Origin of the sequence: Pseudomonas sp. PDM30 (assembly GCF_019218985.1) — a bacterium.
Lineage (GTDB): Bacteria > Pseudomonadota > Gammaproteobacteria > Pseudomonadales > Pseudomonadaceae > Aquipseudomonas > Aquipseudomonas jessenii.
This window is the reverse complement of record NZ_JAHUWM010000016.1, coordinates 1-16,278: the sequence shown is the minus strand read 5'-3', so window position 1 is coordinate 16,278 and position 16,278 is coordinate 1. Positions and strand designations below refer to the sequence as shown.

Sequence of the window (16,278 nt, the reverse complement as noted above, 5' to 3'; positions counted from 1 at the left end):
GATCACTCCTGAGTCCGGACGAGGTGGGATTGCAGACGGGCGATGGTGCTTTGCAGCTCATGGGGCTGGTGGGCAAACAGGTCCGGCTGCTCGGGGATCAGGCTGATGTGATCGAGCTGTTGCAGGGCGCGCTGGCACTCGGTCGTGGTGAGGATTTCCAGCGCGTAGACCCAGTTGGCCATGATCAGCAGGGCCGAGTAATGCCCGGCCTCGGTGGTCGTGGTGCAGGCATCGCTGACCAGGCGCACGCGATAACCCAGGGCGAAGGCTTCGAACACGCTGGTCAGCACGCAGACGTCGGTCAACACGCCGCAGACGATCAGCGTGTCGACCTCCATTGCCTTGAGTCGGGCATCGAGGTCGGTGCGGTGGAAGGCACTGTAACGGCCCTTGTCGATGATCAACTCACCGGGCTGAGGCGTCAGTGACTCGATGATTTCCACTTGGCGGGTACCGGCGCGGTAACTGCCGGGGCCACCGTCGGCGGCCAGCGGTTCGCCGTGGGGCAGGTCACTGCCGTCGGCCTGATTGATGTGGCGGGTATAGATGACAGGCATCCGCTGACGGCGGGCGGTATCGAGCAGGGTGGCGGTATTGGTAGCCACTGTGTCGAAGTTTTCCAGGACGAAGCCGTCCTCCTGCTGCATGTCGATGATCAACAGCGCGTTGTTATTGTTCATTGGGCAAACCTGATCAAGACGAAACACGATGCACCGTACGCGCCATGCAATGGCGAGACGCGGGGTGCGTGATTGGCTGTTCGGGTGGGCTCAGTGAACTATTTGCCAGAAACCGTTCTGCTTGGCCGAAACGCTGGTGCGCAGGCGCTTGAAATGCAGGTGCGAAGCGGTCCATTCACCGCGCAGGTAAGCCCGCGCGGCGCCGGAGGGAAGGGCGAGTGATGGGAGGCGACCAGTCATCATTGGAACCGACCCTCGTAGGAGCGAGCCTGCTCGCGAAAAACTCTGGACAACGCGGTGTTTCAGATGGCCCGCGTTATCGTTGGCGTCCATCGCGAGCAAGCTCGCTCCCACAGTTGAGGTGTATTGCCCTCCCGGCTTCGCGTCCGGGATGGAGGGTGGCGCATTCAGCGGAACGCCGGCACCACGTGCTTGATAAACAGCTCCAGGGATTTTTTCTTCTCCGCGTGGGGCAGGCTGTTATCGCACCAGAAGCTGAATTCGTCGACCCCCAGTTCCTGGTAGTACTTGATGCGCGGAATGATTTCTTCCGGGGTACCGATCATGGCGGTCTTGTGCAGGCTTTCCAGTTCGAACTCAGGGCGACCGGCGAATTTCTCTTCCGGGCTCGGCGCGAGGAAGCCGTTGACCGGGGTGGTCTTGTTGCCGAACCAGGCATCGAAGGTGCGATAGAACCTGGAGATTGCCTTGGCCCCGACTTCCCAGCCTTGAGGATCGTCGGCGGTGTGCACGTGGGTGTGACGCAGTACCATCAGTTGCGGTCGCGGCACGCCGGGGTTGTTGTCGAGCGCGGCCTGGAATTTGTTCTTCAGGTCGAGGACTTCCTCGTCGCCTTTCATCAACGGCGTGACCATGACGTTGCAACCGTTGGCCACCGCGAAGTTGTGCGAGTCCGGGTCGCGGGCGGCGATCCACATCGGCGGGTTCGGCTGCTGGATCGGCTTGGGTACGCTGGTGGAGGTCGGGAATTTCCAGATGTCGCCGTCATGGGCGTAGTCGCCGTTCCACAAAGCCCGCACCACCGGAACCATTTCCCGCAACGCCTGGCCGCCAGAGGAGGCCGGCATGCCGCCGGCCATGCGGTCGAACTCGATCTGGTAGGCGCCACGGGCCAGGCCGACTTCCATGCGTCCGTTGCTGATCACATCGAGCAACGCGCATTCACCGGCCACACGCAGCGGATGCCAGAACGGCGCGATGATGGTGCCGGCGCCCAGGTGAATGGTGGTGGTCTTGCCCGCCAGGTAAGCCAGCAGCGGCATCGGGCTTGGCGAGATGGTGTATTCCATGGAGTGGTGTTCACCGATCCACACGGTGCTGAAACCACCGGCCTCGGCCATCAGCGTCAGTTCGGTCAGGTCTTCGAACAACTGGCGGTGGCTGACGCTCTCGTCCCAACGTTCCATGTGTACGAACAGGGAAAACTTCATGACGCTTACCTCGGATCTATTGTTGTCGGCCAGTCGATCGCGGGCCTGTTGATTATTGGTATACCATAATACGAAATCTGTGCAAATGTTTCTCACTGGTCAGTGAGCAACCTGTGGGAGCGAGCTTGCTCGCGAAAGCGGTCTGCCGGGCCATGTGGATGTGACTGACAAACCGTCTTCGCGAGCAGGCTCGCTCCCACAAGGCGGAGATCAGGCCAGAACGGGCAACGCGCCCATCTTGCCGTGGCAATACACCAGTGGCCCGCTGCTCTGGCGGGGCACGATCAGGTTTTTCACCGCGCCGACCATGATGGCGTGGTCACCGCCTTCATATTCGCGCCACAGCTCACATTCGATGACCGCCGTTGCATTGGCCAGAATCGGGTTGCCCAGCTCGCTGAGCGTCCACTCGATCCCCTGGGCCTTGTCCTTGCCTTTGCGCGCGAAGGCATAGGCTTCGTTTTGCTGGCCGCCGGAAAGCACGTGGATGGCAAAACGTTTGTTCTTGATCAGCACCGGGTAGGAGTCGGAGCTGTAGTTGGGGCAGAACAGCACCAGAGCCGGGTCCATCGACAACGAACTGAAGGCGCTGGCGGTCAGGCCGACGATTTGCCCGTCGTCATCCAGGGTGGTGATCACGGTCACTCCGGACGGGAACGAACCCATGACTTGTTTGTAGATGGCGGCATCGATCATTGGACGGTCCTCGGGTGGTGTGACGCGTTTTTATGTGTTTATAGGTCTGATGGTATACCGTAATACATCGATTGCAAGGTCTTTTTAGGTCAACCGATAAACGTAAGGCTTTCGTCTGGAACCCAATGATTGCTGGGCTTTAAGCTAGCAAACGCTGGCGTGGATCGGGCAGGATGCCGGCTCAGATGCTTGTTCAAAGACCGGATCAGTCTTGTTTAAAGTTTGGAATACCATAATATGGTCCGCATCTGAGGGGCGGCCAGAGAGTCCCCCCGGTTTGGCTTCATACAAAGATAAGAACAGACAAACTCGAGTTCATGCACATGTCCCAGATGTCCCGGCAAGACCCGTTGATCGAGAATCACACGGTCGACTACGTTCCACTCGCAGAGCGCCACGGGAAGGCCCGCGATCTTTTCACCCTGTGGTTCAGCACCAATATCGCGCCACTGCCCATCGTCACCGGCGCCATGGTGGTCCAGGTGTTCCACCTCAACCTGTTCTGGGGGTTGCTGGCGATTGCCCTCGGGCACATGGTCGGCGGCGTAGTGATTGCGCTGGCGTCGGCCCAGGGACCGTGCATGGGCATCCCGCAGATGGTGCAGAGCCGTGGTCAGTTCGGCCGCTATGGCGCGCTGCTGATCGTGTTCTTCGCGGCATTGATCTACATCGGTTTCTTCATTTCCAACATCGTGCTGGCAGGTAAATCGATTGTCGGCATTGTGCCCTCGGTTCCGGTGCCGGCCAGCATTCTCATCGGCGCCTTAAGCGCCACGGCCATCGGGGTGATCGGTTATCGCTTCATCCATACCCTGAACCGCATCGGCACCTGGGTGATGGGCGGTGCCTTGCTCGCCGGTTTCCTCTATATCTTCGCCCATGATCTGCCGGCGGACTTCTTCACTCGCGGCGGGTTCAACCTGTCCGGCTGGCTGGCCACGGTGTCGCTGGGCATCATCTGGCAGATCAGCTTCTCGCCGTATGTGTCGGACTACTCGCGTTACCTGCCTGCGGATATTGGGATCGCCAAGCCATTCTGGGCCACGTATCTGGGGGCGACCCTGGGCACGATCCTGTCGTTCACCTTCGGCGCCGTGGCGGTACTGGCGACCCCGGAAGGCACCGAGGCGATGGCGGCGGTCAAGCAGTCCACCGGTTGGCTGGGGCCGATCCTGATGGTGTTGTTCCTGCTCAACATCATCAGCCACAACGCCTTGAATCTGTATGGCGCAGTGCTGTCGATCATCACCTCGATCCAGACCTTCGCCAGCCAATGGACGCCCAGCATCAAGGTGCGCGTGGTGTTGTCGGGCATCGTGCTGGCGGGTTGCTGCGTGGTGGCGCTGGGTGCCTCGGCGAATTTCATTTCGCAATTCATCGGCCTGATTCTGGCGCTGTTGCTGGTGCTGGTGCCGTGGGCCTCGATCAACCTGATCGACTTTTACCTGATCAAGCGTCGTCGCTATGACATCGCCTCGATCTTCCGGGCCGACGGCGGCATCTACGGTCGCTTCAACCTGCATGCGATCATTGCCTACTTCATCGGCATCATCGTGCAACTGCCATTCGCCAATACTTCACTGTACGTCGGACCGTATGCCAATCTGGTGGAGGGCGCGGACCTGTCGTGGCTGGTGGGGCTGGTGGTGACGTGCCCGTTGTATTACTGCCTCGCTACGCGAAGCCAGGCGCAGGAAAGCCGTTCGGCGAAGTTCGGCTACACCGACTGAGGCAAAGTCGTTTCGTGTTCGTCAGAAAATGCCCGGCGACATGGGGGCATTTTTGTTTTCGGCGAACGCTCAGGAATGGTTGAACACATTCATACCGCGTTGAACTGCCGACCTGGCTTCGACTGTGTCGAACCAGCGCGATAGCTGAGGCAGTTGCTTCCAGTCCAGCCGATCACGGAACGCCGTGGCAATGGTGAAGGCCGAAATGTCGGCCATGGAGAACTGCGCTCCGGCCATGAAGTCGTCCGTCAGAAAGCTTTCCGAGTAGGTGAGCTGTTCAATCACCCGCAGATCGATGATCGCCGCCGCCTTGGTCTGCCCCGCCTGGTGCAGAAAAAAGGCGGCGTGGCTGGGGGCGATGACATCGGTCACGAAAAAGAAATAGCGGTCGATCACCCGGGTGCGATCAGGTCCTGGCTGCGCCGGTGCCAGCCTTCCGGGCGCAATGGAATCGGCGTACTGGATGATGGCGTTGGACTGGTTGATGACCAGCACCGGAGTTGTCCCGTGATCGATCAGGGTCGGCACTTTCCCGGCCGGGTTAAGCGCCAGGAAGGCCGGGCCATGGTGTTCCTGTGCATACAGGTCGAGCCTGCGTGCCGTATAGGCGATGCCCGACTCTTCCAGGGCAATCGCGGCCCTCAGGCTGTTGCCGGTGTTCGCGCCGTAAAGTTCGATTTGATCGTTCATGGGGCATTGCTCTTGTAGTGACATACCAGCAGTCACCGATCGCTGCCGATGAAGTCAGTATGATGAAAATCCGCCGCACCGATATTCAAAAACAGTGATCGTCCATACCCCTGTGCGACAAGGCTTATCCCTGTACGAAAACTACTTTCACCGCGTTTGATAATAGCCTCTCGAAGTGTTTTAAGAGTTTCACAAGCCAGTCAGTCAACCCTCACCTCGAACGTCCGATGACTCATGTCACTCATCGAGCGCTGATGCGTGGGCGGTAATCGGGTCCTGTCTGGCGGTGAAACCTTCAAATAACGATAAGAAACACCCAGGAGCCCCCTATGTTCAAACGAGCGATTCCCACCGCAGTCCTGCTGGCCACCAGTTCGGTGTGCGCACAGGCTGCCGATACCGCAGGCCATGGTTTTCTGGAAGACAGCAAGGCCAGCCTGTCGATGCGCACCCTCGAAAACCGAAGAGGCGGCCCAGGGTTTCGTGTTGCGCTATGAGTCCGGGTTTACGCAGGGCGCGGTGGGGTTCGGGCTCGATGCCCAGGCGTTGCTCGGCATCACGCTGGACAGCGGAGCAGGGCGCCACGTCGGTAGCGGCATGATTCCCTCTGATGGCGACGGCGCGGCCGATGCCTGGAGCAGCTTCGGCCCTACGGCGAAAATGCGCCTGGCCAAGACTGAATTTCGCTACGGTACCTTGCTGCCGAAATTGCCGATCCTTCTGGCGAACGATGCCCGTGTGTTGCCGCAATCGTTTACCGGCGCGCAGGTCACCTCGAACGACATCGATGGCCTGACGTTGACCGGCGGTGTGCTGGAGCACGCGGTAGGGCGCGCCTCGACGGACCGCACAGGTCTGTCGGTCGCCGGCAGCACGCGGGACAGCAACAAGTTCTACTACGCCGGTGGTGACTACAACCTCGCCAGGAACCTGAAGACCCAGTATTACTTCGCGCAACTGGAAGACTTCTACAACCAGAACTTCCTCGGCCTGACGCACATCCTGTTCATCGACAGCGCAAGCTCGCTCACCACCGACCTGCGTTACTTCCGTACCACGTCGAGCGGTGCCAACAGCTCTGCCTCCGGCCGCGCGCAAGGCTATCGGGTATCGGGCTACACCGACGACAACGATGGTGAAATCGACAACAGCACCTGGGCCGCGATGGTCACCTACAGCCACGGTGGTCACGCAGTGTCGGTGGGGCATCAACGTGTGGGCGATGGCAGCAACTTCGTCCAGCCCAACCAGGGCAGCCTGGTGGACAAGGGGGCGGGCGGCGGCAGTGTCTACCTGCCCACCGACAAGATGATCCAGAACTTTGCCCGGGCCGGCGAGCAGACGAATTTCGGCCAATATACCTACGACTTCGCGCCCTTGGGCGTGCCGGGCCTGAAAGCCTCGATCGTGTATCTGAAGGGCACGGACATCAAGGCGCAAAACGCCAGTGACCAGTCCGAGTGGGAGCGCGACATGACCCAGGACTACGTGTTGCAATCGGGTACGTTCAAGGGGGTGGGGTTCACACTGCGTAACGCCAGGTCCAATACCGATGCCGGGCGCAACGTGGATCAGAACCGGTTCATCATCAATTACACCTTGTCGTTGTTGTAATCACGGCGCACCCCCTGTGTGCTGGCTTGCCCGCGAAGGCGGCCTGACAGCCGACCATTTTCTACGTTTGGTCCGGCATTCTCACCCCTGAGCCAAACCCTTCTGCCCCGGCAATCGCAACTCCGCACACAACCCGCCCCCTTCGCGATTGCTCAAGGTCAAGGAGCCTCCAATCGCGACCGCCAGTTGCTGGGCGATCGCCAGCCCCAGCCCGGTGCCGCCGGTGCTGCGGTTGCGGGAATTCTCAACGCGGTAGAACGGTTCCATCACTTGCTTGAGTTCTTCCTCGGCGATCCCCGGACCACGGTCGAGGATCTTGATCGAGAGGTTGCCATCGGCCTGCTTTTGCACCCGCAACTCGGCGGCACCGGCAAACTTCAATGCGTTGTCCGTCAGGTTGACCAGCACCCGGCGCAAGGCGTGGGGGCGTGTGTCGATGACGGCGGCACTCTTGCCGCTGAGCTGAACATCCTTGCCCACGTCCTGATAGTCGAACACCAGGCTGTCGAGGAACGAGTCGAGGTCGGTGCGGCGGCTTTCTTCGGTGGCGCCGTGGATGCTGCGGGCGTAGGCCACGCCTTCGCGCACCAGGTGTTCCATTTCGCCCAGGTCGTTCCACAGTTTGTCTTTTTCGCTGGAGTCGTCCATGAACTCGGCGCGCAGTTTCATGCGGGTGATCGGGGTTTGCAGATCGTGGGAGATTGCCGCGAGCAATTGCATGCGTTCCTTCAGGTACGCCGCGATGCGTGCCTGCATCGCGTTGAAGGCCTTGGCGGCGTGGGCGACTTCGGTCGGGCCTTTTTCGTCCAGGAGTACGGGATGGGCGTTGGGGTCCAGGGTTTCGACCGCACCGGCGAGGCGGGTGAGGGGGCGGATGGCGATTCTGACCGCCAGCCAGGAGCAGGCCAGCATCAGCGCCAGTTGACCGAGCAACACGATGGGCAGCCAGGGCGACAACGGCACCATCGCCGGGCGGACGTCGATGGTCAGCGGGCTGCCATCGGCCAGGTTCAAGTGCACCTGGAAATGTTTTTTCGGCCCGGGGATGTCGGTAAAGGTCATCGGGTAATCGTGGCCGATGGCGTCTTTGATCGAGGCAATGGCAATGGGCGCATCGGGCATGTCGGTGCGGATGGGCGTGCCCGGCGACCCCTCATTGAGCATGTAACTGTAATTGCGCCGCTCCAGTTGTTTGAGCCAGGCGGCTCGCTCATCGGCGGGCAAGCGGTCGAGGATGGCAACGGACGTGGAAACGTCGGTTTCCAGGTTTCCGAGCATGGTGTTTTTCGAGGACTCGTAGCGTTCGTAGTACTGCGCGCCGAAGGACAGCGCCTGGGCGAGGATCAGGCCGATCAGAAATATCAGCGACAGCCGCGAGGCCAGGGTCCGCGGCCAATGCAGCGCCAGGGTCATGATTGATCGCCCAGGATTTCCACCGGCAGGGAAAACACATAGCCTTCGCTGCGCACGGTCTTGATGTAGGCCGGTTCGCGAGCGTCGTCGAGCAAGCGCTGGCGCAGACGACTGACCAAAAGATCGATGGAACGGTCGAACAGGTCGGCGTCGCGGCCCTGGGTCAGATTGAGCAATTGATCGCGGTTGAGCACCCGTTGTGGATGGTCGAGAAACACCCGCAGCAATCGATATTCAGCACCGCTCAGGGCCACCATGGTGCCGTCTTCATCGAGCAGGTGACGGGCCGAGGTATCCAAGCGCCAGCGCCCAAAGGCCAACAGGCGGCTGGCTTCGGTCACCACCAGGTTCGGTGGCAGCATGCGGGTGCGTCGCAGCACCGCGTTGATCCGCGCCAGCAGTTCACGGGCAGCGAATGGCTTGACCAGATAGTCGTCGGCACCCATTTCCAGGCCGAGGATGCGATCGGTTTCATCGTTGCGGGCGGTGAGCATCAGCACTGGCGTGGCCTTGTGCTTGCCGGCGCGCAGTTCGCGGCAGAGCAGCAGGCCATCGTCACCCGGCATCATGATGTCCAGCACGATCAGGTCCACCGGGGTGGTTTCCAGAAAGGCGCGCATTTGCCGTCCATCCGCCACGACCGTGGTGCGCAGGCCGTTCTTCTTCAGGTAGTTGCCAACCAGTTCGCGGATTTCGCGGTCATCGTCAACGATGAGAATGTGATCAACGTGATCCATTGGGCCAAACCTCTGGTAAATGGGGAATGCCACACAGTCTATCGAGCCTGGGCGGGCTCGCCTGCCGCCCTTTGTATTGCAGTGTATCCGGCTTGCCTGCGGATACACACGAAGGCAAAAAAGCCGATTTCCAGCGGTTTTGTATTGCTTTGTATCCAGGCACCGTTCTGATACGTACCGATTGATTCTCGCCGATTCCCGACACAGACGAGATACCTCGCAGGCTTTTAATAGGTTCCATCGAGGCAAACCAGAGCGCCTCGGCCCAACGAACAGTTGACCTGTTGAAACCTTGAGGAGTCCGCCATGAACACCAAAGCCATCTACGCAGCCTGCCTGTTTGCCGCACTGAACATCTGCACCTTGTCGGCCCGTGCCGAAGCCGATGTCGCTCCCAGAACCTACACCTATGGCACCCAACTGGATATCAGGAAAGTGGTGTCGCTGACCGAGGACACTACGCCTTCCTGCGGCGTGGTGAATGCGCGGCTGACGTACCTCGACTCCCAGTCAAAAACCCAGGTGCTGGATTACAGCAAATTCGCCGACAACTGCAATTCGGAAAACTGAGTGTCGCGATCAACCCCCGCCAAATCCATTTGTAACTGGAAGGACATCATGAACAACGTTACCCGCTACTTGACCGCCATCGTCTTTTCCGCCGCCGGTGCGGCGGCCCATGCCAACGCCGCTGTCGAGCAAAGCGCCTGCGCCAGCAACACCTGCTTCCAGCTCACGCCGGTGGCAGAGAAGGGCACCCAGGGCTTCCTGGCGCAAGACGGCTCCAGCCGCACGCCGCAGGGGCAGTTGCTGGATGAGCAGACGGCTTGAGAACACCCCGATCCACTGTGGGAGCGAGCTTGCTCGCGATAGCGATGGTTCAGTCAACGATGTGTCGCCTGACCGGACGCCATCGCGAGCAGGCTCGCTCCTACAGTTGTGATGTGTTGCCCTCTAATTTGCATTAGGTGATCCCATGTTACTCATCGCTTTCCTGGGCGGCATATTGACCGTCCTCAGCCCTTGCATCCTGCCGGTCGTTCCATTCCTGTTTGCCGGGGCCGACCGTACACGCTCCTCGATCCTGCTGACCCTCGGCGGCATGGTCCTGACCTTTGCCCTGGTCTCCAGCCTGGCGGTGGTCAGCAGCGAGTGGGTGATACAGGCCAGCAACACCGGCCGCCACGTGGCGCTGGCGGTGATGGTGCTGTTCGCCCTGTCGCTGATCTCCGCCCGGGTCGGTGACTGGCTGGCTCGTCCCTTCGTGCTGCTGGGCAATCGCATCGACCCGGACTCGCGCAAGATGTCCGGGCCGCTGGCTTCGATCATGATCGGTGTCGCCACCGGGCTGCTCTGGGCACCCTGCGCGGGGCCGATCCTCGGGGTGATTCTCACCAGCGCCATGCTGCAAGGTGCGAACGCCGGCACCAGTCTGTTGCTGGTGGCCTATGGCGCGGGCAGTGCGCTGTCCCTGGGCATCTTGATCTTTGCCGGGCGCGGCCTGGTCAATCGCTTGAAACCGTCGATTCCGGTCACCGGCTGGTTGCGCCGTGGCACCGGGGTTGCGGTGCTCGCCGGTGCGGCAGTGATTGCAACGGGGGCCAATGACCTGTTGCTGGCCAACACCTCATCGGAAGGTGTCAACAGTGTGGAGAAAGGCGTGCTGGAAGCCGTGCCGAAAGTCGTCGATTACCTGGTCAGCAAGGTCAAGGCAGACAGCACCATGGGCGATGCCCAAGGCGCCATGCCGTCGCTGTCCGGCGCGGTGGAATGGCTCAACTCGCCGGCCCTGAGCAACGAGGCCCTGAAAGGCAAGGTTGTGCTGGTGGACTTCTGGACCTTCGACTGCATCAACTGCAAGCACACCCTGCCGTACGTGAAGGAATGGGTGAAGAAATACGAAAAGGACGGGCTGGTGGTGATCGGCGTGCACACGCCTGAATACGGCTTTGAGCGCATCATCGACAACGTCAGGGCCAAGGTGAAGGAATACGGCATCACCTACCCGGTGGCGATCGACAACAACTACGCGATCTGGCGCAACTTCGACAACCAGTACTGGCCGGCGCACTACCTGATCGATGCCAAGGGGCAGGTGCGTTACACCCACTTCGGTGAAGGCAGCTACGACACTCAGGAAAAAATGATTCAGCAGTTGCTGGAGGAGGCCAAGGCCGGCGCGCCAGCGGCGTAACTTGCTCGATCAATGGCTCACGGGTCTTGCCCCGTGGGCCATGGTTTTTTTCTCCTGTCCGCGCCGCCACGCCGCCGGTGGCGCACCGAACTCGCGACGGAAGGCCCGGCTGAAGGCGGTATCGGTCTGGTAACCGACTTCTTCGGCGATGCGCGTCAATGAGCTGTTGCTGCTGCGTAACAGATTGGCGGCGAGCAACATGCGCCATTGCGTCAGGTACTGCATCGGCGACACCCCCACCAGTTGCTGGAAGCGTTCGGCCAACACCGATCGTGAGGTGCTGGCAGTGCGCGCCAGTTCGTCCAGTGTCCAGGCGTGGCAGGGTTTTTTGTGCAAGGCGTTGAGGGCGGCGCCGACGATGCGGTCGCGCACACCGGCCAGCCAGCCGGTGCGGCCTTCGCCTTGTTCGTTCATGTACAGGCGCAACACTTCGATGAACAGCACTTCGGCCAGTTTGGCCAATACCCCTTCGCCGCCAGGGCGGGGCGAGCGGGCTTCGGCGAGGGCATAGCGCACGGAGGATTCCAGCCAGATACCGGCATCCGAACCGCGCACATTGACCCGCACCACCGCTGGCAAGCCCTTGAGCAACATGCCCGCCAGGCGCGTGTCGCACGCCAGGTAACCGCACACCAACCGGGTGACCGCGCCACCCCCGCCATAACTCAACTGCCGGGGCCGGCGCGCCAGCACGGCATCCAGTCGCGCACCCGTGGCCGGGGGCAATCCAGGGCGTGAGCACATGCGATGGGCGTCGCCCTGGGGGAAGATCACCACGTCGCCCGCACTCAGATGCAGCGGCGGGTCATCGCCCAGTTCAACGTAGCACTCACCTTCGGTTATCAGGTGAAAGATCACTACCCGTTCCGCATCGGGTTCCAGAAGCGGCGCAGCGGTGTCGGCGCTGGGCGACTGGTAGCACCAGGGCGCGGTGAACCGGGCGTTGATAAAGATCGCGCCGACCAGATGCACGACGCGCAGGGTCTGCGACAGAGCGTCCATTGGGGTTTCCCGTGGAAGGATTCCTGATTGTGAGCGCCTCGGCGCGCAACGTGGAATCTCCGGACGATCGGGCAGGGTTGGGCGACGATCGGACAGGACGCCAGCGCCCGTCAGGGCGATAGTTTGATCACAGGGTGAGTGCCGCCCTGCCATCAAGAACAATAAAGAGAGGTTGCCATGCCTAAGTTCGTCATTGAACGTGAGATCCAGGGCGCCGGAGCATTATCGGATAGGGATTTGAAAGCCGCTTCGCAAAAGTCCTGCCGGGCGTTGCGTGAGTTGCCTGAGGTGCAGTGGCTGCAGAGCTATGTCACCGGTGACAAGCTCTACTGCGTGTACATCTCGCCGAACGAAGAGCAGATCAGGGAGCACGCTCGGGTGAGCGGGTTTCCCGCCAATCGCATTTCCCAGGTCATGAACATCATCGATCCGACAACGGCGGAGTGAATGCCCGCCAGGCCCGACTCGTGTTTCAACCCAGAGACCTTCTCCATGAGTACACCTATTGATCTGACTGCCTTGAAAAACCGCCAGATGGCCTCCTGGGCCAGCGGCGACTACGCCGTGATCGGCACCACCCTGCAGATCGTCGGCGAGCAACTGGCCGAAGCCTGTGACCTGTTGTGCGATGAGCGCGTGCTCGACGTTGCCGCCGGTAACGGCAACGCAACCCTCGCGGCTGCGCGCCGTGGCTGCCAGGTGACGTCCACCGACTATGTCGCCGCCTTGCTCGAACGCGGCGAAGAACGGGCCCGGGCAGAACGGCTGAATGTCTCCTTCCAGGTCGCCGATGCCGAAGCCTTGCCCTTTGCCGACGGCAGCTTTGATGCCGTGCTGTCGACCTTCGGTGTGATGTTCACGCCGGACCAGCCCAAAGCCGCCGCGGAACTGGCACGGGTTTGTCGCCCGGGCGGGCGGATTGGCTTGGCCAACTGGACGCCGGAAGGTTTCGTCGGCCAGATGTTCAAGACCCTTGGCCAGCACCTGCCACCCCCTCCGGGTGCCAATCCACCCTCACGCTGGGGCACCGAAGCCTGGCTGCACGAGCATTTCGACGAACGTGAATTCCTGCTCCAGGTGACGCGTCGCACGTTCAATTTCCGCTATCGCTCGGCGGCGCATTTCATCGACACCTTCCGCCAGTGGTACGGGCCGGTGCACAAGGCCTTCGCCGCGCTGCCCGAGGATGGCGCCAAGGCCCTGGAGACCGACTTGACCGAGCTGATCAACCGGTTGAACCGGGCGGGCAACAAGTCGCTGGTGGTGCCGAGTGAATACCTGGAGGTGGTGATCACGCGGCGTTGAATGACAACCCTGTAAAAAACTGTGGGAGCGAGCTTGCTCGCGATAGCGGTCTTCCAGTCACAGATGCTGTGGCTGACCCACCGCCTTCGCGAGCAAGCCCGCTCCCACAGGGGTTGTGTGGTGGTCATGGCATCTAAATCACTACGGCCCCACGCGCCTCCAGCAACTCGCGCAACACCGACCGATGGCAATGCGCTTCATCCTCGCAATAACAGCCCACGGCCAGGGACGTCTGATGGGACAACGCGGCCAGCAGATCCAGTAACTGACTGGCAGCGGGCTGGCTCATCTCGGCCTTGAACTTGCGCCGGAACACCTCCCAGGCCTTGGTATCTTGCGCGGCCTTGGCCTCGGCCACCAACTGCGCACTGGGCGACAGCAGCGGCTGCCAGACATCATAAAAGTCCCGACGGGCGAATTCGGCTTTCGGTACGCCACGGGGAGGGCGGCGTACCGTGCCCAGGCGCAATCCTTCATCGGGTCGACGGGGTGAGCCGAGTTGAACGATATGGACCGCCATGGCTACTTGAGCCTCGATTCGTCGAACCACTCCAGCGCCGTGCGCCACAAGCAGATGCCCAGGAAGTACGCCGACATCAGCAGCCACAGCCCCATAACCCACGGGTTGATCAGCGGATGGTTGAGCACCAGTGACAGGCTGCACAGCAACCAGATGGCCGTCACCGCAATGTTGATCGGCATGAACCGGCGCACGCGAAACGGGTGCAGGAATTTCATCCGGGTCACGGTCAGCAGGGCCAGGCCAATGACTGTAATGAAGGTGATCCACGGCGACGGGGCGATGATGTAAAGGCACAGGGCAACCACGTTCCAGGCGGCGGGGAAGCCCTGGAAGTAGTTGTCCTTGCTCTTCATGTTGACGTTGCAGAAGCAGAACAGCGACGACACCAGAATCAGCGACACGCTCAGCAGCAAGGTGTAGTCCGGCAACGGGATATAGCGATAGATGAACAGCGCCGGGATAAACACGTACGTCAGGTAGTCGATCACCAGGTCGAGGATCGAGCCATCGAAGCTCGGCAACACCGACTGCACGTTGACCTTGCGTGCCAGCGCACCGTCCAGACCGTCAACGATCAGGGCGACACCCAGCCACAGCAGGCAATGGGTCGGCTGGTTTTCCAGCAGGGACAGGGTGGCGAGGAAAGCGGTGACCACGCCAGTGGCGGTAAAACCATGGGCGCCCCATGCTTTGAGCCTGGCGATGTACAGGGTTGAAATCACAGGGGCGTTCTCCAGTGAATGAAGCAAGCCAGTTGTCACCTCGTGTACGGGGTGGTGGCAAACCGGGTCGGGTGCAGGTATCGACCGGGTATCCGGGAATAAGGTTCACCACTCATGAATCTTAGCTGCGCCGCAAGAAAATACCCCGGACGAATCCGGGATAGCGCGGGCGGGTCAGCCCAACGGTGCTGGCACATTCGCCTGCGGGGGCTATCGTTGCCTGACTGGATAAACGCCCTTCAAGAGGACAAACGTCATGAACACCAGCGATCTGCTCGAACAATTACTGCGCGCCGGCCAGGGCTCGATGGCGCGACAGGGTGGCGGTGGCGCATCGGCCCAGGGTGGGCTCGGCGACCTGGGTGGATTGCTCGGCGGTTTGTTGGGCGGGGGTGCCGGTACCAGTGCTGGCGGCGGTGGCGCAGGGTTGGGTGGTTTGCTCGGTGGTTTGCTTGGCGGCGGTTCGCCGATGGGCGGTGCACCGCAAAGTCGCTCCGCTGGCGGCACCAATTATGCCGCGCTGGCGTCCCTGGGCATGATGGCGTTCCAGGCGTACCAGGCCTGGCAGCGCAGTCAGGCCTCGGCGCCGCAGGAGGCACCACGGACCGTGGACTTGCTGGCCGGCCCGGAGGCCGAGGAACACAGCCATGCGATCCTGCGGGCATTGATTGCCGCGGCCAAGGCCGATGGCCGTATCGATGACGCCGAGAAACAGATGATCAGCACTGAAATCGGCCGTCACACCGACGATCCGCAATTGCAGCAATGGCTGGACGACGAGGTCGCCAAGCCACTGGATGCCTATGACGTCGCGCAGTCGGCCACCGACCCGGGCATGGCCTCGGAGATGTACCTGGCCAGCGTCATGCTGGTGGACGACCAGCAGGACGCCGAGCGCAACTATCTGGATGAACTGGCCGCAGCGTTGCAGATCGACCCGCAGTTGCAAGTCCACCTGGAGCAGCAGGCCAAGGGCACTGCCTGACGGGGTGCTCCCACATTTTGATCGCCGCCGAGCGCCGATTCCGTGTGCGCTGAAAAACACTGTGGGAGCGAGCCTGCTCGCGATGCGGTCGACCCAGTCAACCTCCCTGGAGCCTGACACACCGCCATCGCGAGCAAGCTCGCTCCCACATGTTGATCGCCGCCGAGCGCAGATTCCGTGTGCGCTGAGAAACACTGTGGGAGCGAGCCTGCTCGCGATGCGGTCGACCCAGTCAACCTCCCAGGAGCCTGACACACCGCCATCGCGAGCAAGCTCGCTCCCACATGTTGATCGCCGCCGAGCGCCGATTCCGTGTGCGCTGAGAAACACTGTGGGAGCGAGCCTGCTCGCGATGCGGTCGACCCGGTCAACATCCCTGGAGCCTGACACACCGCCATCGCGAGCAAGCTGAACTGGTCAAGTAATCCCGGACACCGGTTACGGTGTTTATGCCGCTTTTTGCTCCATAGCTATTGGCGACAGATAGTTGTTGTAGCTGTGGAGCCTGGTGCGGTTGTAGTACATGAAGAAGCGCA

General features: G+C 61.2%; 17 protein-coding genes and 1 pseudogene. 8 read left to right on the top strand and 10 right to left on the bottom strand.

Annotated elements, in window-relative coordinates; genetic code table 11:
- Window positions 1-2: 2 nt before the first annotated feature.
- The 4 genes from KW840_RS26800 to KW840_RS26785 all read right to left on the bottom strand — a co-directional run bounded on the left by KW840_RS26800 (window position 3) and on the right by KW840_RS26785 (window position 2,827).
- A complete protein-coding gene (locus tag KW840_RS26800) occupies window positions 3-680 on the bottom strand; it encodes an isochorismatase family cysteine hydrolase (protein WP_218498321.1) in 678 nt (225 codons plus the stop codon).
- Between the two features lie 90 nt (window positions 681-770).
- The gene (locus KW840_RS26795) at window positions 771-920 is read right to left on the bottom strand and encodes a hypothetical protein (RefSeq protein ID WP_218498360.1); all 150 of its coding nucleotides are present in this window, start codon (window positions 918-920) and stop codon (window positions 771-773) included.
- A 167-nt stretch (window positions 921-1,087) separates the two neighbouring features.
- A complete protein-coding gene (locus KW840_RS26790; protein WP_046043514.1) occupies window positions 1,088-2,131 on the bottom strand; it encodes an LLM class flavin-dependent oxidoreductase in 1,044 nt (347 codons plus the stop codon).
- Window positions 2,132-2,341: 210 nt separating this feature from the next.
- The gene (locus tag KW840_RS26785; RefSeq protein WP_008000480.1) at window positions 2,342-2,827 is read right to left on the bottom strand and encodes a flavin reductase family protein; all 486 of its coding nucleotides are present in this window, start codon (window positions 2,825-2,827) and stop codon (window positions 2,342-2,344) included.
- A gap of 323 nt (window positions 2,828-3,150) precedes the next feature.
- Between KW840_RS26785 and KW840_RS26780 the strand changes: the two genes are divergently transcribed.
- Window positions 3,151-4,557, top strand: a complete 1,407-nt coding sequence (locus KW840_RS26780) for a cytosine permease (protein WP_218498320.1) — start codon at window positions 3,151-3,153, stop codon at window positions 4,555-4,557.
- A gap of 69 nt (window positions 4,558-4,626) precedes the next feature.
- Here the strand turns inward: KW840_RS26780 and KW840_RS26775 are convergent, their stop codons facing one another.
- Window positions 4,627-5,247 carry a glutathione S-transferase family protein gene (locus KW840_RS26775; RefSeq protein ID WP_218498319.1) on the bottom strand — a complete coding sequence of 207 codons (621 nt, stop codon included), beginning with the start codon at window positions 5,245-5,247 and terminating at the stop codon, window positions 4,627-4,629.
- A gap of 329 nt (window positions 5,248-5,576) precedes the next feature.
- Between KW840_RS26775 and KW840_RS26770 the strand changes: the two are divergent.
- A pseudogene (locus KW840_RS26770) lies at window positions 5,577-6,861 on the top strand (OprD family outer membrane porin).
- An 81-nt stretch (window positions 6,862-6,942) separates the two neighbouring features.
- Here KW840_RS26770 and KW840_RS26765 read toward each other — a convergent pair.
- Together KW840_RS26765 and KW840_RS26760 are read right to left on the bottom strand one after the other, a co-directional pair.
- Window positions 6,943-8,274: an ATP-binding protein gene (locus tag KW840_RS26765; RefSeq protein WP_150814953.1), complete on the bottom strand. Its 1,332-nt coding sequence runs from the start codon at window positions 8,272-8,274 to the stop codon at window positions 6,943-6,945.
- Window positions 8,271-9,011, bottom strand: a complete 741-nt coding sequence (locus KW840_RS26760; RefSeq protein ID WP_008050458.1) for a response regulator — start codon at window positions 9,009-9,011, stop codon at window positions 8,271-8,273. The genes KW840_RS26765 and KW840_RS26760 overlap by 4 nt, the downstream gene beginning before the upstream one ends.
- A gap of 306 nt (window positions 9,012-9,317) precedes the next feature.
- Here KW840_RS26760 and KW840_RS26755 point away from each other — a divergent pair, with 306 nt between their 5' ends.
- The 3 genes from KW840_RS26755 to KW840_RS26745 all read left to right on the top strand — a co-directional run bounded on the left by KW840_RS26755 (window position 9,318) and on the right by KW840_RS26745 (window position 11,205).
- Entirely contained in the window at window positions 9,318-9,581 is a 264-nt protein-coding gene (locus tag KW840_RS26755; RefSeq protein WP_057715446.1) for a DUF2790 domain-containing protein, read from the top strand.
- Between the two features lie 48 nt (window positions 9,582-9,629).
- On the top strand, window positions 9,630-9,842 hold the full coding sequence (locus tag KW840_RS26750; protein ID WP_150814952.1) for a hypothetical protein: 213 nt from the start codon (window positions 9,630-9,632) through the stop codon (window positions 9,840-9,842).
- Window positions 9,843-9,987: 145 nt separating this feature from the next.
- A complete protein-coding gene (locus KW840_RS26745) occupies window positions 9,988-11,205 on the top strand; it encodes a cytochrome c biogenesis protein DipZ (RefSeq protein WP_218498318.1) in 1,218 nt (405 codons plus the stop codon).
- A gap of 9 nt (window positions 11,206-11,214) precedes the next feature.
- Here KW840_RS26745 and KW840_RS26740 read toward each other — a convergent pair whose 3' ends face one another.
- A complete protein-coding gene (locus tag KW840_RS26740; RefSeq protein WP_218498317.1) occupies window positions 11,215-12,207 on the bottom strand; it encodes an AraC family transcriptional regulator in 993 nt (330 codons plus the stop codon).
- A 177-nt stretch (window positions 12,208-12,384) separates the two neighbouring features.
- Between KW840_RS26740 and KW840_RS26735 the strand changes: the two genes are divergently transcribed.
- Together KW840_RS26735 and KW840_RS26730 are read left to right on the top strand one after the other, a co-directional pair.
- Window positions 12,385-12,654 carry a DUF4242 domain-containing protein gene (locus KW840_RS26735; RefSeq protein ID WP_057715442.1) on the top strand — a complete coding sequence of 90 codons (270 nt, stop codon included), beginning with the start codon at window positions 12,385-12,387 and terminating at the stop codon, window positions 12,652-12,654.
- Between the two features lie 45 nt (window positions 12,655-12,699).
- Entirely contained in the window at window positions 12,700-13,512 is an 813-nt protein-coding gene (locus tag KW840_RS26730) for a class I SAM-dependent methyltransferase (protein WP_057715441.1), read from the top strand.
- 133 nt (window positions 13,513-13,645) lie between these two features.
- Here KW840_RS26730 and KW840_RS26725 read toward each other — a convergent pair whose 3' ends face one another.
- Both KW840_RS26725 and pcsA read right to left on the bottom strand, forming a co-directional pair.
- On the bottom strand, window positions 13,646-14,032 hold the full coding sequence (locus KW840_RS26725) for a DUF488 domain-containing protein (protein WP_218498316.1): 387 nt from the start codon (window positions 14,030-14,032) through the stop codon (window positions 13,646-13,648).
- Window positions 14,033-14,034: 2 nt separating this feature from the next.
- The gene (pcsA, locus tag KW840_RS26720; protein ID WP_057715439.1) at window positions 14,035-14,757 is read right to left on the bottom strand and encodes a phosphatidylcholine synthase; all 723 of its coding nucleotides are present in this window, start codon (window positions 14,755-14,757) and stop codon (window positions 14,035-14,037) included.
- Between the two features lie 256 nt (window positions 14,758-15,013).
- Here pcsA and KW840_RS26715 point away from each other — a divergent pair, with 256 nt between their 5' ends.
- Window positions 15,014-15,742, top strand: coding sequence for a tellurite resistance TerB family protein (locus tag KW840_RS26715; RefSeq protein WP_218498315.1), 729 nt, complete (start codon window positions 15,014-15,016; stop codon window positions 15,740-15,742).
- Window positions 15,743-16,278 lie beyond the last annotated feature (536 nt).